The sequence below is a fragment of the Pontibacter cellulosilyticus genome (genome assembly GCF_014306105.1).
Taxonomy (GTDB): Bacteria; Bacteroidota; Bacteroidia; order Cytophagales; family Hymenobacteraceae; genus Pontibacter; species Pontibacter cellulosilyticus.
In genome coordinates this window covers 13,639-37,622 of sequence record NZ_JACRVF010000006.1, presented here as the reverse complement: position 1 = coordinate 37,622, position 23,984 = coordinate 13,639, and the positions used below count along the sequence as shown (strand labels likewise).

At 46.6% G+C, this 23,984-nt stretch carries 18 protein-coding genes; 10 read left to right on the top strand and 8 right to left on the bottom strand.

Annotated features, from left to right (window positions below; genetic code table 11):
• The first annotated feature begins 82 nt into the window (after window positions 1-82).
• The 7 genes from uvrA to H8S84_RS17745 all read left to right on the top strand — a co-directional run bounded on the left by uvrA (window position 83) and on the right by H8S84_RS17745 (window position 12,400).
• Window positions 83-2,890 (top strand): excinuclease ABC subunit UvrA, encoded by a 2,808-nt coding sequence (gene uvrA, locus H8S84_RS17775; RefSeq protein ID WP_187068732.1) that lies wholly within the window; start codon window positions 83-85, stop codon window positions 2,888-2,890.
• Between the two features lie 378 nt (window positions 2,891-3,268).
• Window positions 3,269-4,030, top strand: coding sequence for a triose-phosphate isomerase (gene tpiA, locus H8S84_RS17770; protein WP_187068731.1), 762 nt, complete (start codon window positions 3,269-3,271; stop codon window positions 4,028-4,030).
• 92 nt (window positions 4,031-4,122) lie between these two features.
• A complete protein-coding gene (locus H8S84_RS17765) occupies window positions 4,123-4,497 on the top strand; it encodes a hypothetical protein (protein WP_187068730.1) in 375 nt (124 codons plus the stop codon).
• Window positions 4,498-4,504: 7 nt separating this feature from the next.
• Window positions 4,505-5,335 (top strand): 50S ribosomal protein L11 methyltransferase, encoded by an 831-nt coding sequence (gene prmA / locus H8S84_RS17760; RefSeq protein ID WP_187068729.1) that lies wholly within the window; start codon window positions 4,505-4,507, stop codon window positions 5,333-5,335.
• Window positions 5,336-5,351: 16 nt separating this feature from the next.
• A complete protein-coding gene (locus H8S84_RS17755) occupies window positions 5,352-10,121 on the top strand; it encodes a hypothetical protein (protein WP_187068728.1) in 4,770 nt (1,589 codons plus the stop codon).
• Window positions 10,122-10,290: 169 nt separating this feature from the next.
• Window positions 10,291-10,938 carry a glycerol-3-phosphate 1-O-acyltransferase PlsY gene (gene plsY, locus H8S84_RS17750; protein WP_187068727.1) on the top strand — a complete coding sequence of 216 codons (648 nt, stop codon included), beginning with the start codon at window positions 10,291-10,293 and terminating at the stop codon, window positions 10,936-10,938.
• A gap of 97 nt (window positions 10,939-11,035) precedes the next feature.
• The gene (locus H8S84_RS17745) at window positions 11,036-12,400 is read left to right on the top strand and encodes a dipeptidase (protein WP_187068726.1); all 1,365 of its coding nucleotides are present in this window, start codon (window positions 11,036-11,038) and stop codon (window positions 12,398-12,400) included.
• A 71-nt stretch (window positions 12,401-12,471) separates the two neighbouring features.
• On the opposite strand, the gene H8S84_RS17740 is transcribed toward H8S84_RS17745, so the two are convergent.
• From H8S84_RS17740 to H8S84_RS17705, 8 genes are all read right to left on the bottom strand, one after another.
• Complete coding sequence (locus H8S84_RS17740; RefSeq protein ID WP_187068725.1) at window positions 12,472-13,116, bottom strand: porin family protein; 645 nt, start codon at window positions 13,114-13,116, stop codon at window positions 12,472-12,474.
• A gap of 133 nt (window positions 13,117-13,249) precedes the next feature.
• Window positions 13,250-13,918, bottom strand: a complete 669-nt coding sequence (locus H8S84_RS17735) for a porin family protein (RefSeq protein ID WP_187068724.1) — start codon at window positions 13,916-13,918, stop codon at window positions 13,250-13,252.
• A 379-nt stretch (window positions 13,919-14,297) separates the two neighbouring features.
• Window positions 14,298-14,888, bottom strand: coding sequence for a porin family protein (locus tag H8S84_RS17730; protein ID WP_187068723.1), 591 nt, complete (start codon window positions 14,886-14,888; stop codon window positions 14,298-14,300).
• A 228-nt stretch (window positions 14,889-15,116) separates the two neighbouring features.
• The gene (locus H8S84_RS17725) at window positions 15,117-16,655 is read right to left on the bottom strand and encodes a YifB family Mg chelatase-like AAA ATPase (protein WP_187068722.1); all 1,539 of its coding nucleotides are present in this window, start codon (window positions 16,653-16,655) and stop codon (window positions 15,117-15,119) included.
• A gap of 197 nt (window positions 16,656-16,852) precedes the next feature.
• The gene (lpcA, locus tag H8S84_RS17720) at window positions 16,853-17,428 is read right to left on the bottom strand and encodes a D-sedoheptulose 7-phosphate isomerase (protein ID WP_187068721.1); all 576 of its coding nucleotides are present in this window, start codon (window positions 17,426-17,428) and stop codon (window positions 16,853-16,855) included.
• Entirely contained in the window at window positions 17,425-17,772 is a 348-nt protein-coding gene (locus H8S84_RS17715) for a hypothetical protein (protein ID WP_187068720.1), read from the bottom strand. The genes lpcA and H8S84_RS17715 overlap by 4 nt, the downstream gene beginning before the upstream one ends.
• Window positions 17,773-17,902: 130 nt before the next feature.
• Window positions 17,903-19,741 carry an ABC transporter ATP-binding protein gene (locus H8S84_RS17710; RefSeq protein WP_187068719.1) on the bottom strand — a complete coding sequence of 613 codons (1,839 nt, stop codon included), beginning with the start codon at window positions 19,739-19,741 and terminating at the stop codon, window positions 17,903-17,905.
• Window positions 19,742-19,979: 238 nt separating this feature from the next.
• Window positions 19,980-21,647, bottom strand: a complete 1,668-nt coding sequence (locus H8S84_RS17705; protein ID WP_187068718.1) for a hypothetical protein — start codon at window positions 21,645-21,647, stop codon at window positions 19,980-19,982.
• Between the two features lie 116 nt (window positions 21,648-21,763).
• Between H8S84_RS17705 and H8S84_RS17700 the strand changes: the two genes are divergently transcribed.
• From H8S84_RS17700 to H8S84_RS17690, 3 genes are all read left to right on the top strand, one after another.
• A complete protein-coding gene (locus H8S84_RS17700) occupies window positions 21,764-22,705 on the top strand; it encodes a GNAT family N-acetyltransferase (protein WP_187068717.1) in 942 nt (313 codons plus the stop codon).
• Window positions 22,678-23,334, top strand: coding sequence for a uracil phosphoribosyltransferase (upp, locus tag H8S84_RS17695; RefSeq protein WP_187068716.1), 657 nt, complete (start codon window positions 22,678-22,680; stop codon window positions 23,332-23,334). The genes H8S84_RS17700 and upp overlap by 28 nt, the downstream gene beginning before the upstream one ends.
• Window positions 23,335-23,550: 216 nt before the next feature.
• Entirely contained in the window at window positions 23,551-23,964 is a 414-nt protein-coding gene (locus tag H8S84_RS17690; protein WP_230407248.1) for a hypothetical protein, read from the top strand.
• Window positions 23,965-23,984: the final 20 nt, after the last annotated feature.

Below are 23,984 nucleotides of genomic sequence, written 5' to 3'. Positions count from 1 at the left end.
TATTTGTAACTTTACAAAATTATCTAAAGAGAAAAAGGCAAGTAAAGCAGTACAAACTCCTGCTGTTACGGCCAGTGCTTTTATGGCAAATATTCCTGATTATAACTTAGACGAACTCGACGCGCGCCAGCACATCATCATTAAAGGTGCGCGGGTACATAACCTGAAAAACCTGAGCGTGGCCCTGCCGCGTAACAAATTTATTGTTGTAACAGGCCTTTCCGGCTCTGGTAAATCATCGCTGGCCTTTGATACACTGTATGCCGAAGGGCAACGCATGTACGTGGAAAGCCTTAGCTCTTACGCCCGCCAGTTCCTGGGCCGCATGGATAAGCCGGATGTAGATTACATAAAAGGCATTAGTCCGGCTATTGCCATTGAGCAAAAGGTAAGTATAAAAAACAACCGCTCTACCGTTGGCACCAGCACCGAGATCTATGATTACCTGAAGCTGCTTTATGCACGAATTGGTAAAACCTACTCCCCGATTTCGGGAGAGGTGGTGCAGAAAGATTCTGTGGCTGATGTGGTAGACTTTATTTTTTCGCTGGAGGATGAGGCCCGTGTTATGATACTGGCGCCGCTGCTACAGCACAAGGAGCGTACTTTGGCTAAAGAGCTAGACCTGCTACTACAGAAGGGTTACTCCAGGGTTTATGCCAATGGGCAGGTATACTTTATTGAGGAGCTGTTGGAAGAGAAAAAGCCGAATCTGGGCAAGGAAGTATATATCCTGATTGATCGTGCCGTTATCTACAAATCAGACGAGGACCTGCAGTTCAGGATTGCCGATTCGGTACAGACTGCCTTTTTTGAAGGACACGGCGAGTGTCGTTTAAAGTATGGCGATGAGCAGGAGCGTGTGTTTTCGGATAAATTTGAGCTGGACGGCATTTTGTTCGAAGAGCCGTCGGTAAACTTCTTCAGCTTTAACAACCCTTACGGTGCCTGCCAAACCTGCGAAGGCTTTGGAAGCGTACTAGGCATAGATCCTGACCTGGTTATACCAGACAAAAGTCTTACAGTTTATGAAGGAGCAGTAGCGCCATGGCGTTCTGATAAAATGAACGAGTGGCTGCAGCCACTGCTCAAGAACGGCATCCGTTTCGACTTCCCGATTCACAGGCCATACAATGAACTGTCGGAGGCAGAGCAGGAACTGCTCTGGACCGGTAACAAGTACTTTGAGGGCCTGAACGATTTCTTTAAGTATGTGCAGCAGCAAACACACAAAATTCAGTACCGTGTTATGCTGTCGCGTTACCGTGGCCGCACCACCTGCCCTGATTGCAAAGGCTCACGTTTGCGCAAAGATGCCAGCTATGTAAAAGTAAATGGCAAAAGTATAACTGATCTAGTGCTAATGCCGATTACGCAGGTGCTAGCCTTTTTCCAGAACCTCGAGATATCGGAGCACGACCATAAAGTGGCAGAGCGCCTTGTAACGGAAGTGACCAACCGACTAGGTTACCTGGTGCGTGTTGGCTTGGGTTATCTAACACTTAACCGCCTTTCCAACACACTTTCCGGTGGCGAGAGTCAGCGTATCAGTTTGGCTACTTCATTAGGTAGTGCTTTGGTGGGATCTATGTATATTCTGGATGAGCCAAGTATAGGCCTGCACCCAAAAGACTCAGAACAGTTGGTCAGTGTGTTGCGCACGCTGCAGCAACTGGGTAACACTGTAATTGTGGTGGAGCACGAAGAAGAGATGATGCGTGCTGCCGATCAGTTGATCGATATCGGGCCTGAGGCCGGTTCGGGAGGTGGTAACCTGATGTTCCAGGGTTCTTTTGAGGAGATGACCAAAAGTGCCGATACTTATACTGCAAAGTATCTCTCTGGTAAAATGGAGGTGCCGGTGCCGGTGCAGCGCCGTAAGTGGCGCAATGCGATCGAGATCATAGGTGCTCGTGAGAATAACCTGAAAAACCTAAGCGTGAAAGTGCCGCTAGGCGTGATGACGGTAGTAACTGGTGTGAGTGGTTCGGGTAAGTCAACGCTGATTAAAAAGATTTTGGCTCCGGCTATGCAAAAGCTGCACGGTTCATCATCCGAGGCTACCGGTAAGTTTGATAAACTGGCTGGTGATTATGGTAAGATAGAGCACGTAGAGTTCGTGGATCAGAATCCGATCGGTAAGTCTTCGCGCTCTAACCCGGTAACGTATGTAAAGGCTTATGATGCCATCCGTACGCTTTACGCTGATCAGCCGCTGGCAAAATCACGTGGGTTTAAGCCATCACATTTTTCTTTCAACATAGAAGGTGGCCGCTGCGAAGTATGCCAGGGCGAAGGGCAGGTAAAGATTGAGATGCAGTTTATGGCTGATATCTTCCTGACCTGCGAGAGCTGTCACGGCCAACGCTTTAAGCAGGATGTGCTGGATGTAAAGTATAAAGAGAAAAGCATCTCTGAAGTACTGGACATGACCATTGCCGATAGTATTCAATTCTTCGCCGATCAGAATAAAATTGTGGATAAACTGAAGCCGCTGAATGATGTTGGTTTGGGCTATATCCGCTTGGGGCAGTCGAGCAATACACTTTCAGGTGGTGAGGCGCAACGTGTAAAGCTGGCATCGTTCCTGACTAAAGGCGCACAGCCACACCAGGAGAACATCCTATTTATCTTCGATGAGCCAAGCACAGGCCTGCACTTCCACGATATCAGCAAGTTATTAACTTCTATTAATGCCCTGATCGAGAATGGTAACACCGTTGTTATTATCGAGCACAACATGGACATCATCAAATCTGCTGACTGGATCATAGATCTTGGGCCGGAAGGTGGTATAAATGGTGGTCACCTGCTGTTTGAAGGTACACCAGAGGATATGGCTAAATTGGAAGATAACCATACCGCCAGATTTCTAAAGACCAGGTTGTAGTTGAAGTATAAAGTATAAGTATAAAAAGCCGCTGCACATATAGTTGCAGCGGCTTTTGCTTTTTCTGCAGTACCGGGTCAAACCACCCCAGCCCCTCCTTAACTAAGGAGGGGAATTCTAGCTTTATTTTAGCAAAAGTATAAACGCTGTTGCTCCAGTTTAATCTTTCTTCACACTATATCTTTATAGAATGAAAGAGAAAAGTAAGTACTATGGTGATGACAGAAGAAGCAGTAGTATCAAGCTCCCCTCCTTGGTTAAGGAGGGGCAGGGGTGGTTGGTCTGCGTCTGCTACAAAGTATAGAAGAAAGTATAAACCATAATTTACTAACTTGCCGTACCTGAATTCAAATAAAAACAAACATCAAAGTATAGAACATGAGAAAACGTATAGTTGCAGGAAACTGGAAAATGAATAAAACTTACGAGGAGGCGCTTTCGCTTGTGTCGGAGATCGACAACATGGTGAGAGACGAAGTAAACGGCGATGTGACCGTGATCGTGGCTCCTCCGTTTCCGTTCCTGCAAAGCGTGGGCAAACTAACGCAAGGCAACGACCTGATGCACCTGGCTGCCCAGAACATAAGTGAGCACGACAGCGGCGCATTCACCGGTGAGGTGTCGGCAAGTATGCTGAAGTCTGTGGGTACAGAGTATGTGATCATTGGCCACAGTGAGCGCCGCATGTACCACCACGAAGATGCCCAGACACTGTATAAAAAACTAAAAGCAGCCATTGCCCAAGGTATAAAGCCGATCTTCTGCTGCGGTGAGCCTTTGGAAGAGCGCGATGCAGATCGTCATTTTGAGTATGTAGGCAAGCAGCTGCACGATAGCCTTTCTTACCTGAGCAACGAAGAATTTGACCAGGTAACGGTAGCCTACGAGCCGATCTGGGCAATTGGCACAGGCCGCACAGCCAGCAGCCAGCAGGCACAGGAGATGCACGCGTACATTCGTGAGCAGCTATCGCGCATGTTTGATGCAGAGGCAGCACACAACACCAGCATACTTTACGGTGGCAGCTGCAACCCGAGTAACGCCCAGGAGCTTTTCGCGCAGCCAGATGTTGATGGCGGTTTGATCGGTGGTGCCTCACTTAAATCACGCGACTTTACAGATATCATTAAGTCCTTCTAAGAAAGGAAATAAAGTAAACAGAGAGGCTGCCAGCGTAAATAGTTGGCAGCCTTTTTTGTAGCGTATAAAGCTAAATTAAGTAACTTTGAAGTATGCAAATTCTGATTACATTCTGGTTGGCTCTGGCGCCGATGTTTTTAACACCGAAAGCGGCTCCTGCAGAGGCTAAAAAAGCAGCTGTTGCCCGCGATTATTGCAAGATATACGGTGCAGTGTACCTGGAGCGCGACCCAAAGTATAAAAATACTGCAGCTTATACTGTTTATCTGAACGAAGAGGAGGCTTTTGCCAACATGATCGTGTACCGGGAGAACAATAAACTGTTTGCCGATGCTACGGCAATTTGGTATCTTACCCCTAATAAGGCGTTTGCCGACCACATACTTTATGTAACCGACAACCGCAACTTTGCAGACTTTAGCGTGCATTATACTAATGTGCGGTCGTTTGCCACATGCCGCGAATAACACATATATGGATTTTATAGAAGTAACCCTCAAAGTAAACGCGGATTTCGCGGACATATTTACCGCCGAGCTGGGAGAGCTAGGCTTTGACGCTTTTGTAGAGACAGAAGATGGCTTTAGTGCCTACATAGACGAAGACAAGTTTTCAGAGGAGGCGCTGCAGGAGGTGCTGGAGCGTTATGCTGATTTTGCGCAGGTAGAATACGCTGTGCAAAAAATAGAGCGCCAGAACTGGAATGAGGAGTGGGAGCGCAATTTCGAACCGCTGTTTATTGGAGACCAGGTCTCAGTAAGAGCCTCTTTTCATGAGAAGCCGGCTAATGCCAAGTATGATATTGTAATTAACCCGAAAATGTCGTTTGGTACGGGCCACCACGAAACCACTACGCTCATGATCGAGAACCAGCTGACGCTGGACCATCAGAGCAAACGCGTGCTGGATATGGGTTGCGGTACTGGTATTCTGGCAATTATGGCCGGCGAACTAGGCGCTTCTGAGATCGTAGCTGTAGAAATAGAAGACTGGACCGTAGAAAACGCCCGCGAAAACGCTGAACTGAATAACTACGCAAGTATCGATGTGCGTTTGGGCGGCGCTGAGACTATAGCAGGAGATAAACCTTACGATATTATACTAGCCAACATCAACAGAAACGTTCTATTAGAAGACATGCCGGCTTATAAAGCTGTACTGGCACCGCAGGGCTGGCTGCTGCTAAGCGGATTTTATACTGAAGACCTCCCGATGATACAGGAACGCGCATCTGAACTTGGACTGGACTATACTTCGCACCGGGTTAAAAACAACTGGGTGTCGGCAATTTTTAAAGCAAGCTAACCTTAACCTTACTCCTATGAGGCATAGACTTTTACCCTTTTTCTTATTTTTATCGATAGTGGTGGCGCAGGCTCAGTCCAAAATCTCGGATAAGCCTGCTGAATTTGTGGCGGATGTGAAAGCGATGTTAGTGACTGGTAAAGCGACGAATGCCGAAAAGCTTGGCGCTGATCTGGAAGCTGTCTGGAACGGTGGCACGCTTACAACAAAGCAGCAAAAGGAGATCATCGACATTGCACAAGGACTATACCGCAAGCGCATGCGTGTAAACCCGCACATGGAGAACTTTTTTACCATGGTTACGGCCGGGGTAAACAACCAGAACATGCGCGGCAAACAGCTCGACGACATGCTGAATGTAACAGCCAAAGCCGTGCAAAACGAAGACGGCAAACACTTGGAAACGTTTTTGCATGCAGCCAGCCTCTTTCTGAAAACCAACCGCATTTACCAAAATACCTACTACAGGTTAAATACCTCTGGCGGCAGCTTTAGCTTTGCCTATGAAGGTGCCAGTAAAGCAACCGATGAGAAAGCTGAAGACGCCTGGGGAACATCCTGGGATGATGAAGTAAACGATAAAGGCGAAGTAATTGAAGATGATGGCTGGGGCACTGTTACACCAACACCTAAAAAAGAGGACAAGAAAAAAGCCGAAAAGAATAGAAAGGAAAGCCTGAAGCGCCAGTTTATACCTGCTCAACCAAAAGTTAGCGGACCGGTACTTAAGCTGGAGAATGTAAACCTCACTTTTGTTACCCCCTGGGACTCTACAGGTATAAAGAAAACCAACGGAGAGCTGATGCTTGCCAGCAACATGTTTGTTGGCGAGGGCGGCACTTTTGATTGGACAGCAGACGGAGCACCAGCTTCTGCCGAGATCAGGAAGTATAGCTTTAACACTTCATTTTCAGGTTTTAAGGCCCCGGATGTAACGGTAACTTACCCGTCTGTACTGGCTTCGCCGGTAGAAGGTGCCATGGAGTGGATCAGTGGGAAGCGCAAAACAAGTGAGTACCCTTATCCAAAGTTCTCATCCTTTACAAACGATGCCAAGCTAAAAACCCTAGGCGAGAATATCGTTTACACTGGTGGTTTCTCCATGCAGGGCAATTTGCTGGGCAGCAGACCTCTTGATAACAGCCTTTCAGAGATCGTGGTATCGCATGCCGGCGAGCGCAAATTCCGCTCCATGGCACGAAACTATACGATAAATGATTCGCTGATAATGGCTAACCGTGCGTCTGTGGCAATTTACCAGCAAAAAGACTCGCTCACGCATCCGGCCATGCAGCTGCGCTTTTCCAAGCCAAAGCAAACCCTCACACTAACTAAAGACAAAGGTCCTTACGCACGCACGCCGTTCTACGATACTTATCATAAGCTGGAAATTACAGCAGAGAGACTGCACTGGGACCTTCGTTCGCAGGATATCGACTTCTCCATCATCAACTCCAAGGCACTGGTGCCGGTGCAAATAGAGTCGTCGCATTATTACTCTAACAACCGCTATCAGCAGCTGGTGGGCATAGCGCCTTTCCATCCTTTGCAGGTATTAGTAGGCTATGCTGCCAAAGCTAAAAGCAATACTTTCTTTGTGTCAGAGGTAGCCAGGTCAACCAAACTTAGCGAGAAAGCTATAAACGAGGCAGCACTGGCCATGCAGCACGCCGGCTACATTAATTATGATCCGGCTTCTGGCTACATCGAGATCAAGGAGAAGGCCTGGCATTACGTACGTTCTTCGCGCAATCTCAACGATTACGATCATCTTGTTATAAAATCAATAGTGCCATCAGGCCGAAACGCAACGCTGAATCTGGCTGACAACAAGCTGACGGTACGGGGTGTGGAGAAAATCACCTTTAACAACGATACAGCCGCTGTGTACATTATGCCACGCAAAAGCGAGGTACATATACTTAAAAACCGCGATATAGAATTTGATGGGCAGGTATTTGCCAGCAGTCTCGCGTTTAAAGGCTCTAAGTTCAAGTTCAACTACGATGAGTTTTCTATTGACCTTACCCAGTTGGATACAGTAGCCCTGATGTCGAGAAAGCGCAGGGCGCAGGGTGGCGAGGTAACAGACCAGGTGTTGACAGGTAAGAACGGGTCAATAACAGGTAAACTCTACATCAACAAGCCAAACAACAAATCCGGGAAAGACTACTTTGCCGATTACCCTAAGTTTGACGCGCCGGTGGGAGCACAGGTAGCCTTTGCCAGGCCAGACGTAGCCGGCGGCGCTTACGACAGCACAGTATACTTTGATATGCCACCGTTTAAGCTTGATAGTTTAGCCTCGGGCAAGAACACGATTGGCTTTGACGGTACTTTTAACTCCGGAGGCATTTTCCCGCCAATCAAAACGAAGCTGATCATGATGCCGGACGAGACACTGGGCTTTTATTACCAGCCAGGCGCAAAAGGATTAGCAGCATTCGGAGGCAAGGGCATGGCTTACGATACTATCATGATGAGCTCCAGTGGTATTCAAAGCAAAGGAAAGCTAACTTATCTCACAGCCACGCTACAGGCTCCTGTTTATACTTACTATAAGAATGCGGTAATCACAAAAGCGGGCAAATCTGCCGTGATAGCCGAAGAAACACTGGGTGGCACCAAATTCCCTGTTGCCAAGGTGTCTGATTTCCAGATGAATTGGCTTCCACAGGCCGATACCATGTACATCAAAACGCAAAAAGAGCCGATGAAGGTGTACAAGGAGGAGTTCTCTTTTAAAGGTGTGGCTAAACTGTCGCCGGGCGGCCTGTACGGAGCCGGTGTGGTAGATAACCCTGTTGCAAACGTAACCTCTGCAGAACTTCACTTTAAGCAGCGCAACCTGAGCGGTAACCACGCCACCATGATCGCAAAATCAGACGTGGCCGGTAGACCTGCCATCAAAGCCCAGGACATGGCCTTTGAATACGACCTTGTAAAGGGTATCGTGGATTTTGAAAGTGAGGTAAAAGGAGCCGCAAGTATAGAATTCCCGAAGGCGCAGTATAAAACATCTATGAGCAGTGCCCGCTGGGACATGAACAAACAGCGTGTAAGCCTCAAGGCCGACGAAAGCGGCAACAAGAACTGGTTCTACTCGCAGCATCCGCAGCAGGAGGGACTGCAGTTTGCAGCAGCCAGCGGAGAGTATGACCTGAAAGCAAATACGATACTTGCCGGCGGTGTACCATACATTACCGTTGGTGATGCCTGGGTAGTGCCGGATAGTGGTAAAGTGGCCGTTGCTGCCGATGCTACCATCAAAACACTTCGCAATTCACGTATCATCGCCGATACGCTGCAGCAGTACCACAAATTATATGCAGGTAACATTGATGTGCTATCGCGGAAGGCTTTCAAGGGAACCGCTGTACATGATTATTTCAACGCTGCCTCCGACTCATTTAAGCTGACCTTCACGAACTATGTGTATGGCAATCCGCGCGAGAAGAAGAAGCCGATCTTTACTTTCGCTGAGGCGCAGGCAGATGAAAAGAGCCAGTTCTACATCTTCCCGAGAATCCTGTACCGCGGCAAGATTGTAATGCATGCACCAAAAGAGCACTTCGATTTCGACGGCGACCTGAAGCTTAACTTTACTGGTAACCCGGCCGATTCTGACTGGTTCTCATACAAGAAGGACTCGCTTAACCCGGCTAACGTACGTATCCCGATCACAAAGCCTAAAGCTGCCGATGGTACGCCGCTTCACACTGGTTTGCACATTGCAGTAGGAAGCTCTAAGCTGTACAACACTTTCGTATCTAAAAAACAGGCTCCCGAAGATCTTGATCTTTTTACAGTGGACGGACTGCTATCTTATAACAAAGAGAAAACAGAGTTTAAGATGGGCAGAGAGGGCCGTGCCTACGAAGGGTCTTATGAAGGCAACCTGCTACTCTACAACGAAGCTTCCAACACAGTTAGGTTTGAGGGTAAGATGAACCTGGTTAAACCAATGAAGAACTTCAATGTAGAAGCTTCTGGTAGTGGCGATGCCAATGTGGATAGCAGCCGTTATAAGTTAGATGCTTTTATGGCCTTTGACCTATCTGCACACCCGAACATCCTAAATACAATGGCCTCCTCTTTAAAAGAAAATGTAGGAGGAGCAGGCGAAGCACTTGATAAGAGTGATGCCACCATGTATAAGCTTGCCGAATTTATCGGTGATAAGGGAGCGAGAGACTATGGTGCAAGTATAGAGTATGTTCCGCTGCCTAAGCTATCGAAGAAATTAATCCGTAGCCTAGTTATAAATAAAGCGGACCTGCGTTGGTCTAATGAATTGAAGGCATGGTACAGTGTGGGCAAGATAAGCGTGGCCAGCATGCTGAAAGAAGACATTAACGCACAACTAAATGGTTACCTTGAAGTAAGACAGGACATGAACGGCGAACCGGCAGTAAATTTATACTTACAGGCAAACCCTTATTCGTGGTATTACATTAGCTTCCTGGAGAATTCCTTAACAATTGCCTCTGCCGACGAAAAACTGAACAAGCAGGTTAGGTCAAAGTCGAAGGGCAGTAGAGGATCTACTTCTAGCTACGGAGTTTACGAAGGCAGTGACATTGATAAGAATACATTCCTGGAGCACTTCCGTAAAAACTATTTGAACGGTGAAGACGGATTTAAAATTGCGACGGGACAGCCATCCAGCGAGCCAGTAAACAATGTAAATTTTGCCGAAGAGGAAGATACGGGTAAGGAAAAGAAGAAGAAGCGCAAGAAGGGCAAAGGTGACCCCATTGAAGAAGAGGGCAGCAATAACCAATAACCAGGAGCTATAAGCACCGCGTATACGATTGTATAAAGCTTGATTTTTGGAGTTTAAATTAAGTTTTAGCTATATTTGGGCTTGTTTCTGCCGAAGCACTGCGTGAACTAAAAATATATAGTTTGCAGTTACAAGGGCACCCTAATTAGGGATAAAGATTAGATTACACATGGATTTTCTGTTAATAGCGGTTTTAGCCGTAGTTGCGTATCTTATTGGTTCTATTTCCACGGCTGTATGGTTAGGCAAGGCCTACTATGGTATTGATATCAGAAAGCACGGTAGTGGAAACTCCGGTGCCACCAACACCTTCAGGGTGTTGGGCAAAAAGCCGGGAACCATTGTAATGCTGATCGATATCTTTAAAGGCTGGGCTGCAACCTCCCTAGCGGGGCTGTTGGTTATTTTTGATGCCATACCTGCAAATAACCTCGTTATCTTCCAGTTGATCTTTGGTGCTTTGGCGGTAGTTGGTCACATTTTCCCGGTGTATGAGCGTTTTAAAGGCGGTAAAGGCGTAGCTACCTTATTAGGTATGATGCTGGCGGTGCAGCCGGAAGTGGCGCTGGTGTGTATGGTGATCTTCGTGATCGTGCTGTTTACCTCGCGCTACGTATCGCTTGGCTCTATGATCGCAGCACTTGCTTTCCCGATGCTGTTGCTGCTACATCCTCGCTTTCACCCGGATAACCCGATCCTGATCATCTTCGGATTTGTGCTTTTTGCCGTAGTGGTTTTAACGCACCGCAAAAACATAAACCGCCTGATAGCCGGCGAAGAAAGCAAAGCCAACATCGGTATAGGCCGAAAAAAATAAGAGTTATACTTTAACGATATGCTAAAAAGCCATCCTTACATACAAGGGTGGCTTTTTTTTGTAACTTTAAGTCAGAACCAAAACGTAACCACTAGCTATGGTAAACCAATATATCAACAAGAACAAAGACCGTTTTGTAGACGAGTTGCTGGATATGCTGCGCATACCTTCTGTAAGCGCCGACCCAAAGTTTAAGCAGGATGTAATGCGCACAGCAGAGTTTGTGAAGCAGCGACTGATAGATGCCGGTGCAGACAACGTAGAGCTGGTAGAAACAGCCGGAAACCCTGTAGTATACGGCGAGAAGATAGTAGACCCAAGCCTGCCAACGGTAATTGTGTACGGCCACTATGATGTGCAGCCAGCAGACCCGTACGAACTTTGGACTTCGCCTCCGTTTGAGCCGGTAATAAAAGACGGGAAGATTTACGCGCGCGGCGCCTGCGACGACAAAGGCCAGATGTATATGCACGTAAAAGCCTTTGAAACCATGATGCAGACAGGCACACTAACCTGCAACGTGAAGTTTATGATCGAAGGCGAGGAGGAAGTAGGCTCTGTAAACCTTGCTACTTTTGTTAAAGAGAACAAAGACAGGTTAACCGGCGATGTGATCCTGATCTCAGATACAGGTATGCTGGGCAATGACACGCCTTCTATTACGGCTGGTTTGCGTGGCCTGAGCTACGTAGAGGTAGAAGTAACAGGACCAAACCGCGACCTGCACTCCGGCTTGTACGGTGGTGCTGTGGCAAACCCGATCAACATACTTTGCCAGATGATTGCCTCTTTACATGACGAGAATAACCACATTACCATACCTGGTTTCTATGACAATGTGCAGGAGCTAAGCCAGGAGGAGCGTGCAGAAATGGCCCGTGCACCTTTTGATCTGGATAAGTATAAAAAAGCGCTGGACTTAGGTGATGTGCACGGCGAAGCCGGCTACTCAACCATGGAGCGTAACTCTATCCGCCCTACACTTGATGTGAATGGTATATGGGGTGGTTATACCGGCGAGGGTGCCAAAACAGTTATTGCCTCAAAGGCCTATGCTAAAATTTCTATGCGTCTGGTGCCTGACCAGACTTCTGAAGAGATCACAGCGAAATTTAAGAAGCACTTCGAAAGTATAGCACCAAAAAGTGTGAAGGTAGAGGTAAAGCCGCACCATGGTGGTGAGCCGGTTGTTACACCCACTGATTCTGTGGCTTACCAGGCTGCCGCCAAAGCTTATGAAGATACCTTTGGCGTGAAGCCTGTTCCGGTACGCAGCGGTGGTTCTATTCCGATTGTGGCAATGTTTAAGTCTGAGCTAGGCTTAGACTCTGTGCTGATGGGATTCGGGTTAGATTCTGATGCGATACACTCGCCAAATGAACACTTTGGTATTTTTAACTACATGAAAGGCATCGAGACAATACCGATGTTTTACAAGCACTTTGCTGAGATGAAGAAATAGCAAGTAGAAGAAATAGCAAGTATAAGTATAACAACAAAAAAGCCCGCTGTTAAAGCGGGCTTTTTTGTTGCCTATGGCAGGCGAGGGGCCAGCATGTATCCCACGCTTAGCATAAACCCGAGGTTCTTCTGGTCTAATTGTTTCGAGAATGATCTAAGGCCGCCTGTGTTGTGTACACTCATAAAAAAGCCACTTTCCAGTTGAATGCCCAACCCAATTCTGTAGCCGTAGTCCCAGCGCTCAAAGTCACTCATTTCAAAACCATATTCACCAAGTATAACAGGATTCGGATCGTTTACACTGGCCTGGTCTATAATGTTTACTTTTGTGGTCTCTTCAATTAGATAACCGACATAGGGCCCAGCCTCCACAAAAAAACCGCCCTTCTGTAGTTTGGCTAAAACCGGCAACGTAATGTAGTGCAGCCGTTGGTCATCAATCAGGGCCTCGGAGGTGCTGATAGGGTAGCCGTCGTAAGTGAGGCCTTTTTGCTCATAAAGCAGTTCAGCCTGCAGTGCCAGGCTAGATACAAACTCATAGCTGCCTATAAGTCCCACATGAAAGCCCGGTAAGGAATTGATCACATCCGATGAACTATCGTCGCCATACATTCTGGTGTAGCCACCTCCAGCCTTGGCGCCAAAACGTGCATACTGGGCTTGTGCCAGTTGTATTGCAGAAAGTATAAGTAACAGGAGGAGTAATGTCTTTTTCATAGTGCTAGAGGTTATGGGGTACGGCACTATGTTTTACTAAACCGGCTATAAAATTGTTGGCTATCTCCAGTTAAAATAAAATTGCCGGCCTTATACTTGATAAGGCCGGCAATTGTGTTAGGTTATACTTGTGTTACTTAGCTGATGGTAATAAGAAGCCTACTGTAACCATAATTGTAGAATGTCTTGCATTGGCAAGATCTCCATCAAAGTAATCTGACGGAGCATCTTTGGCAAAATCAGTTAAGCTTCCGTTGTAACGCACACCAAAGCTGATACCATTTCTAGAGGCTAAACCAATACCAGCAGCATAGCCTAACTCAAACTCAGTGATACCTTCTTTGCTCTTCTCATCGCGGGTGCTGGTAATCAGGTTGCCGTTGCCGTCGTAGGTTTTGGTTTCGTTGTTTACGCTCAATAAATAACTAGCCTGCGGGCCTGCTTCAAAGTATAATGGACCAGCCTTAATTTTGGCCAGTACAGGTAGGTCAAGGTAATTGTAATTTACTTTGCCTTCTCGTCTTCTCTGCTGCAGCAGAACGGTAGTATAAACTTCGTCGCTGTTCTTAAATCCTTTTACAGAGTACAGTAACTCTGGCTGGATAGAGAAAAAGTCATCAACGATACCGAAGTTAAGTATGGCACCTGCATGGAAACCTACTTTATTTTCAAATCTGCTCTCGTCGCGAAGGTCGCCAGACAAGTTAGAAATATTAGCACCACCACGGACACCAAACGACTGCGCCTGGGCAACCGAGATACCTGAAAGTGCAAAAACGAATACAAATAATAACTTCTTCATAATCATAAATTGTTTGTTACGCTCTGTTAAACGAGCAGTATACGGTTAATAAGATACTTTAAGGTTTAAATTTTAGTACAAATTTTTAGTTGATGCTGTAAACAGTTGAAATCTAGAATACTAGAATTTTAGTGTCTAAAGCCTCTTCGCATGCAGATACACCCATAGCAACAAGTAGGCCAAAAGTATAGTGTAAATCTATATAGTTAGCATAAATATTTTTAATCTAAATATAAAAGCTCTGTTTAGAGGATACTATAATGGGGTGGCAGCGGGTGGAACAGATAATATAATCTTATCTGGCAAAAAGAGAAAAGCCCTGCTAGGGCAGGGCTTTTCCATTCCATAGTTTATATTTTATACTAAAGACAGTTCATCGCTATCTGCCTGAGAACATGTAGGCAAGGGTCAACATGAAAACGTCGTTTCTTGCATCTGAAACGTTATCGTTTTCATTTAGTTTTGAAATATCGCCATTATAACGTACACCTATACTTAAACCGAGTGAAGTAGCGGCCAGGCCTATGCCAGCAGCATAGCCAAAGCTGGTTCTCTTAAATTGATCAAGGTCATCGTCAATGTTCACGTTATTAGACTCTATGTCGCCGCCAATTCTGAAAGAGGCTTGTGGGCCACCTTCAAAATATAGCGGACCGGCATTAATACGTGCCAGCACGGGCACATCCAAATAGCTTATTTTATACTTGAAAGTATCGTCTTTAGACTCAGCTCCCTTTGTGGAGAACAGTAGCTCTGGCTGTATGGCAAAGAAGTTGTCGCTGGTTAAGTAAAACTGTGAGGTCAAGCCTGCATGAAAGCCAAACATCCTATCCAGATTGTCTGCATCATCGCCGGAGAAGCCGGAATAGTTTGCACCAGCCCTGATGCCCACACCAGGTGCCTGCATTTGTGCTTGTGCAGTTAATGTTGTTACTATAGCAAATACAAATAATAATATAGTCTTTTTCATGATTCAACACATTAGTTAAAAATAGCGGCTTTGGTGCTTTACAACTAAAAATGTAAAGGCCAAAGCCATGAAGCTATACGTGCGGGTATGAAATGGAGTGCAATTTTATAGTTGACGATTCTGCGCGTTGAACGGAGGCTTTGATAAGTAAAGTAAACAAAAAAGCGGCTCAAAAGGCCGCTTGATATGTGTAAATAGTTATTTAACAGTTGTTTGGTAACTAGTGTTTTATCCTGCCCAGCCTTCTCTGTCAAGGCTCCTGTATTGAATGGCCTCTGCTAAATGTTCAATTTTTATTTCAGGGCTGTCGGCTAAATCGGCAATGGTGCGACTAACTTTAAGTATACGGTCGTAGGCTCTGGCTGAGAGACCCAATCGTTCCATAGCCGTCTTTAGCAAGGTGCGACCGGCATCATTTATCTGGCAAACTTCTTTTACCATTTGCGAGGGCATCATAGCATTAGAATGTATCTGCGGAACCTCCTTGAAACGGTGTGTCTGTCTTTCCCGGGCCTGTACCACACGCTCTCGTACTGTAGCGCTCTCTTCTGACTTGCGGGTAGCTGTCATTTCATCAAACGTAACAGGCGTAACTTCTACGTGCAGGTCTATGCGGTCTAGCAGCGGGCCACTAACTTTGTTCAGGTAACGCTGTACTACACCGGGGCCGCATACACATTCTTTCTCCGGATGGTTGTAGTAGCCACAGGGGCACGGGTTCATACTTGCAATCAGCATGAAGTTTGCCGGAAAATCTAGAGTGGTTTTGGCTCTGGAGATGGTTACACGACGCTCCTCTAGTGGCTGCCGCATTACCTCCAGCACGGTGCGCTTAAACTCCGGCAGCTCGTCGAGAAAAAGTACGCCGTTGTGTGCCAGCGAAATCTCTCCGGGTTGAGGGATACTGCCACCCCCAACTAAAGCTACATCCGATATAGTATGGTGTGGCGAACGGTAAGGGCGTGTAGTTAGCAGAGAGGCAGCTTCGCCTAATTTGCCTGCTACAGAGTGTATCTTAGTTGTTTCCAGCGCCTCGTGCATAGACAGCGGAGGAAGCACCGAAGGCAGGCGCTTGGCCAGCATGGTTTTACCTGCACCCGGAGGGCCGATCATGATCACATTGTGGCCGCCAGCCGCAGCAATCTCCAGAGCGCGCTTTATGTTCTCCTGCCCCTGCACATCGGCAAAATCAGCAGCATATTGGTCCACGGTATTTTGAAATACCTCACGGGTATCGATAACAAGCGGTTCTATGTTGCGGTGCTCATCTAAAAACTCAATTGCTTCCAAAATATTGGCAACACCAATTACATCAAGGTTATTTACGATAGCCGCCTCCTGCGCATTCTGTGCCGGAAGTATAATGCCTTTAAAGCCCTCTTTGCGGGCTTGTATGGCAATAGGCAGCACTCCTTTTATTGGCCTAAGCGAACCATCCAGCGACAGTTCGCCCATGATCATGTATTGCGAGACTCTGTCAGGTTTGATTTGCCCGGAAGCTGCCAGTAAGCCCATGGCGATGGGCAGATCGTAGGCTGAGCCTTCTTTCCGGATATCAGCGGGAGCCATATTGATCACTACCTTCTGGCGCGGCACTTTATAACCGTACTGCTTTAGCGCAGACTCAATGCGGAGTTCACCCTCTTTAACTGCGTTGTCCGGGAGGCCTACTAAAGTATACTTTGTTCCTGCGCTTACATTTACTTCGATGGTAATAGTATAGGCGTTTACGCCCTGAACGGCACTTCCGTACGTTTTGATCAACATGTTCTATTAGGAATATAATTTGATGCGGAACACCCTGTGCCTGCATTTAATTCCGGTTTATACTTTAAAAGTATAAAAGAATGCATAATAGGTATAAGTTTTGGAAAACAACGGTAAGTAGCTTTTATCATACAAGTCAAAAAGCCACGGTACTAACCGTGGCTTCTCCTAATGATGTATAGCTTTTGTATGATCTGCTATGTTAACTTCTGCTCCAGCAAAAGTATAAGTATGTGAATGACCTTAATGTGAATTTCCTGCACACGATCTGCAAAGCCGAAGTGCGGCACACGTATCTCTACATCGCAAAGCGGAGCAAGTTTGCCACCGTCTTTGCCTGTTAAGCCTACTACCTTCATGCCTTTAGCCTTGGCAGCCTCTGCTGCTTTTAGCACGTTGCCGGAGTTACCGCTGGTGCTGATGGCTAACAGCACATCGCCGCTATTGCCCAAAGCCTCTAAGTAACGAGAGAATACATACTCATATCCATAATCGTTGCCCACACAGCTCATGTGGCTTACGTCTGAGATAGAGATGGCGGGGATGGCTTTGCGGTCCTCGCGGTAGCGGCCGGTAAGTTCTTCGGCAAAATGCATGGCATCGCACATAGAGCCGCCGTTGCCGCAGCTTAAGATTTTGCCGCCCTGCTGCACCGATGCTGCCATGGCGTCGGCTGCCAGTTCAATGGCGGCAATGTTTTTAGAGTCTGATAAAAAGGCGCTAAGCACTTCCTGTGCCTGCGTTAGTTCTGCCAATATGGTTTTAGCGGTCATGCTTGTTTTAAATATTCTACTTCAGGCTCTGAGGCTCTTTCTTTATAACTGTTGCTTCGGAATGCCTGGCGTTTCTCGTACAGGTCAGCTTTCAGTTCGTTAATCTTTAGCTGCGCCATGTGCCGGTCATACTTCATGTCTGCAATGTATAGCCTTGTTACCAGTAGCCTGGCCAGCATCAGCACACCTCCGATGGCGACCAAAGCTTTATACATGGTTAAGATCTGCTCTTCGGTTCGAATGTTGAAGATGGTGTGCTCGTTAAGAATTGCCGTAAGCAGCAATGCTGTAAAGATAACATACACGAGTATAAGAAACCCCAGTGTGGCTTTAAGTGCTCTCATGTTAAAGTAGAATTTTTAGTACAACAACATGTTCTCTTAAAGCTACAAATAAAATATGGTTATTTTGTAACCGATGCCCTTAATTCATTGATATGCTCACTGTTGGTTTGTAAATAATGCTATTTATCCGTTATGCTGTGAGCTGCATCTGTGTCAGTTTAGCATACAATCCGCTGTGTTGCTGCAATTCCTCATGTGTGCCTCGCTCAATAATGCGGCCTTCCTGCAACACCAGGATTTCATCTGCGTGCTGAATAGTACTCAATCTGTGCGCGATCACGATAGAAGTTCTGTTCTTCATCAAGTTTGTTAGCGCCTCTTGTACCAGCTTCTCCGACTCCGTGTCCAGAGCAGAGGTAGCTTCGTCAAGTATAAGGATCGGAGGGTTTTTAAGTATGGCACGGGCTATACTTAGGCGCTGTCGCTGTCCACCGGAAAGTTTACTGCCTCTGTCGCCGATCACAGTCTCGTAGCCGTTTTCGGTGTTCATGATAAAATCGTGGGCATTGGCAATTTTGGCAGCAGCGATTACCTCCTCCATGGTGGCATCGGTCTTGTTAAAGGCGATGTTGCTGAAGATCGTGTCGTTGAAAAGTATAGACTCCTGCGTTACCACTCCCATCTTATCACGCACTGACTCCATAGTATAGTTGCGGATATCATGTCCATCTATAAGTATGGCGCCTGCAGTTGGATCATAGAAGCGAGGTATCAGATCGGCTAGTGTAGATTTACCGCCACCCGATGGACCAACCAATGCCACTGTCTTACCTTTCTCAATGGTGAAGTTAATGTCCTTTAGTACTGTTTTGTTGCCGTAGCCAAAGTTTACATCAATAAACTCGATCTGATGCTTAAACTCGGGTAGTTCTTTGGCGTTTGGCTTGTTTTTGATCTGAGGGTCGGTATCGATCACTTGCAACACTCTGTCGCCGGAAACCAGGCCGCGCTGAATATTGCTGAACGAGGCCGACATAGCCTTTGCAGGTACCAGCACCTGCGAGAACAGGATGATGTATGTAATAAACTCTGCCGGAGATAGCTCTGACTGCTGATTAAGCACCAGATTGCCGCCATAGTATAAAAGACCAGCCACTACAGTTACACCCAGAAACTCTGACAACGGAGATGCTAAATCGCGTTTGTGAGCAATAGAGCGCTGGATGCGGGCATATCGGTCGTTCTGATTATGAAATTTATTAAGTATAAATGGCTCAGCATTAAAAGCTTTTATCACACGCATGCCACTCAGGGTCTCGTCGATGATGGTAAGTATAAAGCTAAGCGAGTCCTGGCCCTGCTGTGCCTTGCGCTTTAGCCTTTTGGAAATGCCGGCAATTACGCCACCCGACAGGGGCAGAAGTATAAGGGTAAACAAAGTAAGCTTAACCGACATGGTAAACAGCACTGTGAAAAAGGCTATGATAGCGATCGGCTCCCGCACTACAACGGTTAATGTACTCACCACAGAGCTTTCCACTTCCTGGATATCCACAGTGAGTCGCGTCATCAGGTCACCTTTGCGCTCATTGGAAAAATAACCCAGGTGCATCTCTGTTACGCGCTGGTAAACGGCATGGCGCATTTTCTTTACCACGTGTGCCCGCAACTCACCCACAATTCTGAAAGCTAGGTAGCGGAACAGGTTAGCCAGGAAAATAGAGATGATTACTACCACACACACGAAAAGCAAAGCACCCTCACGACCATGCTCCAGTATTACCTGCCCGAAGTAGTAGTTAAAGAAATCAGTAAAGAAGCTCAGGTCGAAGCTAAATTCAGGGCGTTGTGTTATCATTGTTGCAGCCTCTTCGGTGCCAACCTGTGCAAAAAGCACGTTCAAAAGCGGAATAATCAGGGTAAAGTTGAAAATACCGAAGATGATGCCCAGCACCGTGTAAATGGTATAAAGCGGTACGAACCTGCTGTAAGGCTTGGCAAACTGAAGTATGCGAAGGTATGTCTTCATGGATGTATGTCTTGTTGGGGTTAGGTCTTCTGCACACTGCCTCCGGGGCTAACCTGCAACTATAACTACAGCAACAGCTGCAGCAGTAAATATTCTGATTTAGTTATACTTAAGTTAAAAATGGACAGTCTTGCCTAATCCGGCGCAAAGATACTTAATTAAAGGTAGAAAGGTAGAAAAGTAAAGAGGTAGAAAATTTCTTCCCTACCTCTTCGTCTGAACTTATTATGGCTAAAGCTTAAAACTCGTGCAGTCTTTGCGGTATGTTCCAGCGGAAGGCGAAGGAGGCAAAGGTGGTATTACGGTCTAGGGTATTTACTTCCGCATCAGTACGGCGAACTATACCTTTGATATCCAGGAACATGTTGTGGCGCAACTGATAAGTAGCTGTTAAATCGAGATGTACCTGATTGGTTGTGATGCCCTGGCCAATTTCGTTGCCATAGTCAGATACGCGTGTAGTGTATGGCAGCAATACATTGCTGCCATAGTTAAGCGTATCTAAGGAGGTAACAATGTCTTGTCCAAAACGTGTGGCAATAGCTTTCCCTGTTAGCATCAGGCGCGGAATAGGCTGGTAGTAAACAATACCCACAAACTCGGCTAAATTTGCCCCCATAGGGTGTGCCAACGGCTGGCGGTAGTGCTGGTAATTCGTAACAGAGCTGCGATGCTGGTAAGTATAAGGTCTGATTAGGTTTACCTCGCCCTGCAGGTCCAGGTTGCTCAGGCCAAAGGCGTCGATATATTTAGCGCCGATCTGTCCTGCCTGTTTGTTAGCCCACCAGCCATTGCCGCTTTTTACCTCATTCAGCACGAATTCATCTAGTTGCAACTGCCCGTACACCTGAAAGCGATTGTAGATATTCCAGCGGAAATCTGCTCCCAGCATGGCGTTGTCTTCACTGCCTAAGGCCTGCTCGATGGCTCTGTAAAAAATTACCGGGTTAAGGTATTGCAACTCAAATTTTCCTTTCTCGCGGGCAAATACCACTTGCTCAAATACTCCTACATTAAAGTTATCAGTAATGTTGATGCCCAGGCGGTGTAGCGCCATATATTTCTTTGGTAGCAATTTGTCGCCGCCGCCTCTCTCGAATTCTGAAATAAGCTCTTGGAACAAGTTCATATAATGTAACCTCCAAACGCGGGTGTTTAGCTTCAGGAAAAAGGCAGGCGGTGCATAATCGGAGTAAGCCAAAGAGCGGTAGCCGTCACCTATAAAATGTTGGTCGTGGCCTAGTTGTATCTCTACATGCTTGCTCAGGGCATAATTTAAATAGCCGCGTGCTGTAATAAAGTCGTATCCGTTTTCTTTGAATCTTTTCCAGAAGCCCTCGTGTGGTACCACTCCGTCGCGCAAAATGCGGTCATTTACATAACCCGGAAAGCGGGCTTGATTTTCGCCTATGAAAGTATAAAATCCAAATCGTTCATCTATAGAGCCTTCTATCTGCACACCTCGTGTGTTCACGTATGTTAAGTCATCCCCGTCGTGGCCCAATTCCAAGTGCAGCACGGGGTTCACACGCAGCGTAAAGTCGTTGCTCTCAATGTGGTACAGGTCGGTTTTGTTCTGGTAGAAGTATTTTAGAACTGGCCTGTCGCTGTTGTTGTCTTCTTGGTTAGTATAGTTCCAGTTGTCGTTTAGCAAGTACTGTGTGTTAAATGCATCTACTGCAGTGCGGGCATTGCGGGCACTTACCTCAGCCAGGTCTGCTACGTCCTGGCGGCCATAAGGGTGTACTGCCGTCTGCAGCGATGGCACCTGGTCACCGTAAAGTATCTGATAGCGGTCTATCCAATGGTAAACGTCGCGGTTGTAGGGTACATACGTGTCCTGAGCCTGTGCGGCAAAACCTGAGAGTAGTGCTATACTTACAGCACAAAGTATACTTCTAGACATATAAAGATCTGAAAGTGGGAGCTTTTAAAGTGCGAATGTACTCTTTTATAAAATTATTGTTCTGTATAAACGGGGTATAATTTATACTTTAGCAGGAAGATTACTCACAAACTTATATGTTGCGCTACCTGCCACACCACGAGATCAACGAAAAAAGCTGGGATAATTGCTTAGAGGCATCTGCCGAAAGAATAATCTATGCCTGCTCGTGGTACCTGAACGTGGTGTGCAAACGCTGGGATGCCGTGGTGGAGGAGGATGAGCAAGGGAATTATATTTCTGTTTTTCCGTTGCCGCTTGGCCGGCGCCTTGGGCAGTTGGGAGTGCTGCAACCATATTTTACACAGCAGTTGGGCTTGTTTACAACAGCCTGTAGCAAGTATAAAAGTATAGATAGTTACCTGGCGCTTATACCTGCAAAGTATAAAGGAGTATACCTGCAACTAAATACTGCCAACACTGAAGCTGGAGAAGCTGCCACCGGCCTGGCAGTAGGTAAGCGTACCAATTACCACCTGCCGTTGGGGCAGCCTTACAACGATCTGGTGAAAAATTATAAAAACCGGCACAAGCTAAACAAGGCCAGGCGCAGTGGCTTAGAGGTAAAACCGCTGGAGAATATCGAAGTGCTGATCCGTCTTTTTAAGAATACAAAAGGCAGGGAGCTGACGGAGGTAAAGGCAAAGCATTACCGGCTACTGGCGCAACTTCATGAGGTTTTAAAGGCCAGAAAAGCTGCAGAACTGTGGCAAGTAGTAAACGAAGCAGGGGAAGCCGTGGTGGCCGCGTTTTTTATACTTCAGCCAGATAAGCTTATCTTTCTGTTTTCGGGGGCTAGCGAAGAAGGGCGCCGCACTGCCGCCATGACCTTGCTTTTAGATAGCATGATACAGCGGTTTGCCGGCAACAATATTATACTTGACTTTGAGGGCAGTATGGTACCATCGGTGGCTAATTTTTATGCTAACTTTGGTGCGGAGCCCGTTACCTATTTATCTTTATCACGACAACACACGCCTTGGTATCTAAAATGGAAAGAAGCAATCTCTATATCCTGACCGAAAAGCCCTCGCTGGCTAACCACTACGTGGCAGAACTGCGAAATATACACGTGCAAGGCGATAGCCTGCGGTTCCGCAGAAACCTGGAGCGTATCGGGGAGCTGCTGGCCTACGAGATATCTAAAACGCTGCCTTATAAAGCCGTTGAGATAACCACTCCGCTGGCCACAACAGAAACATTGCTACTAGCCGACCAGCCGGTACTGGCAACCATACTTCGTGCGGGTTTGCCTATGTACCAAGGCATGCTTAATTATTTTGATAAAGCGTATAGCACGTTTGTTGGCGCTTACCGTGTAGAGGAGGAGAACACAGAACTGCAGATCAACATGGAGTATCTGGCTTCTACCGATCTGCACGACAAGATCCTGATCCTGGCTGACCCTATGCTGGCAACTGGAAGGTCCTTGGTTAAGTCTTACAAAGGAATGCTGCGTCACGGCAAGCCGGTGCAGGTGCATATTGCTGCTGCTATTGCCGCTCCCGAAGGACTTGCGTATATACAAAAAGAGATTCCGGAGGCGAATGTGTGGCTTGGGGCGCTTGACGAGAAGCTGAACGAAAAGTCTTACATTGTGCCTGGCTTAGGCGATGCCGGCGACCTGGCATTTGGGCCAAAAATTTGATCCTGAACTTATTGTGGGGTAGGCCGGTTACAAATGCAGCCATAAAACGCTTGATTTAGTTTGTTAATAACTATAGATTGTTGATATACTTATACTTTTAAACTAGGCTTATTGCGTATAGTATAAAGTAAGGAGTGTTTTTTGTGTGAAAGTACAATTTAAGAGAGAATAGAAGTGGTAGAGATATTAAAGTATCTGTCGGTGTATCTGGTAAGTATGGTTAAGTTTTTTGCTGGGCCTCTGACAGGTGTTACTGTGGGATTGACTTACCTGGAATCTGTTTTATTAACGATTGCGGGGATGATGACCACAGTAATTATTTTCTCTATTATTGGCAGGGCCTTCTCTAAATGGATATCTGCGCGGCGCCGTGCAAAAAACAAACCGGTGTTCAATAAAAGCAACCGCCGTATCATTAAGATCTGGAAAAACTTTGGTGTGGCAGGAGTTGCTTTCTTAACACCTATCCTTTTAACACCAATCGTTGGAACCGTTGTAGCTGCTTTATTTGGAGCTACGCGCAAACAGATTTTTCTGCACATGCTCTGGAGTGCTATTGTGTGGAGCACCTTACTCAACCTGATGGTGTTTGAGTTTGGCGATTTTGCCTCTCAGTTCATAGAGCTGTAAAGTAAAAGGCCCGAAGTATA

Excerpts from the sequence above, each read along its gene's own strand:
- uvrA (WP_187068732.1), top strand. The coding sequence starts at position 83 with ATGGCAAATATTCCTGATTATAACTTAGACGAACTCGACGCGCGCCAG.
- tpiA (WP_187068731.1), top strand. The coding sequence starts at position 3,269 with ATGAGAAAACGTATAGTTGCAGGAAACTGGAAAATGAATAAAACTTAC.
- H8S84_RS17765 (WP_187068730.1), top strand. The coding sequence starts at position 4,123 with ATGCAAATTCTGATTACATTCTGGTTGGCTCTGGCGCCGATGTTTTTA.
- prmA (WP_187068729.1), top strand. The coding sequence starts at position 4,505 with ATGGATTTTATAGAAGTAACCCTCAAAGTAAACGCGGATTTCGCGGAC.
- H8S84_RS17755 (WP_187068728.1), top strand. The coding sequence starts at position 5,352 with ATGAGGCATAGACTTTTACCCTTTTTCTTATTTTTATCGATAGTGGTG.
- plsY (WP_187068727.1), top strand. The coding sequence starts at position 10,291 with ATGGATTTTCTGTTAATAGCGGTTTTAGCCGTAGTTGCGTATCTTATT.
- H8S84_RS17745 (WP_187068726.1), top strand. The coding sequence starts at position 11,036 with ATGGTAAACCAATATATCAACAAGAACAAAGACCGTTTTGTAGACGAG.
- H8S84_RS17740 (WP_187068725.1), bottom strand. The coding sequence starts at position 13,116 with ATGAAAAAGACATTACTCCTCCTGTTACTTATACTTTCTGCAATACAA.
- H8S84_RS17735 (WP_187068724.1), bottom strand. The coding sequence starts at position 13,918 with ATGAAGAAGTTATTATTTGTATTCGTTTTTGCACTTTCAGGTATCTCG.
- H8S84_RS17730 (WP_187068723.1), bottom strand. The coding sequence starts at position 14,888 with ATGAAAAAGACTATATTATTATTTGTATTTGCTATAGTAACAACATTA.
- H8S84_RS17725 (WP_187068722.1), bottom strand. The coding sequence starts at position 16,655 with ATGTTGATCAAAACGTACGGAAGTGCCGTTCAGGGCGTAAACGCCTAT.
- lpcA (WP_187068721.1), bottom strand. The coding sequence starts at position 17,428 with ATGACCGCTAAAACCATATTGGCAGAACTAACGCAGGCACAGGAAGTG.
- H8S84_RS17715 (WP_187068720.1), bottom strand. The coding sequence starts at position 17,772 with ATGAGAGCACTTAAAGCCACACTGGGGTTTCTTATACTCGTGTATGTT.
- H8S84_RS17710 (WP_187068719.1), bottom strand. The coding sequence starts at position 19,741 with ATGAAGACATACCTTCGCATACTTCAGTTTGCCAAGCCTTACAGCAGG.
- H8S84_RS17705 (WP_187068718.1), bottom strand. The coding sequence starts at position 21,647 with ATGTCTAGAAGTATACTTTGTGCTGTAAGTATAGCACTACTCTCAGGT.
- H8S84_RS17700 (WP_187068717.1), top strand. The coding sequence starts at position 21,764 with ATGTTGCGCTACCTGCCACACCACGAGATCAACGAAAAAAGCTGGGAT.
- upp (WP_187068716.1), top strand. The coding sequence starts at position 22,678 with ATGGAAAGAAGCAATCTCTATATCCTGACCGAAAAGCCCTCGCTGGCT.
- H8S84_RS17690 (WP_230407248.1), top strand. The coding sequence starts at position 23,551 with ATGGTTAAGTTTTTTGCTGGGCCTCTGACAGGTGTTACTGTGGGATTG.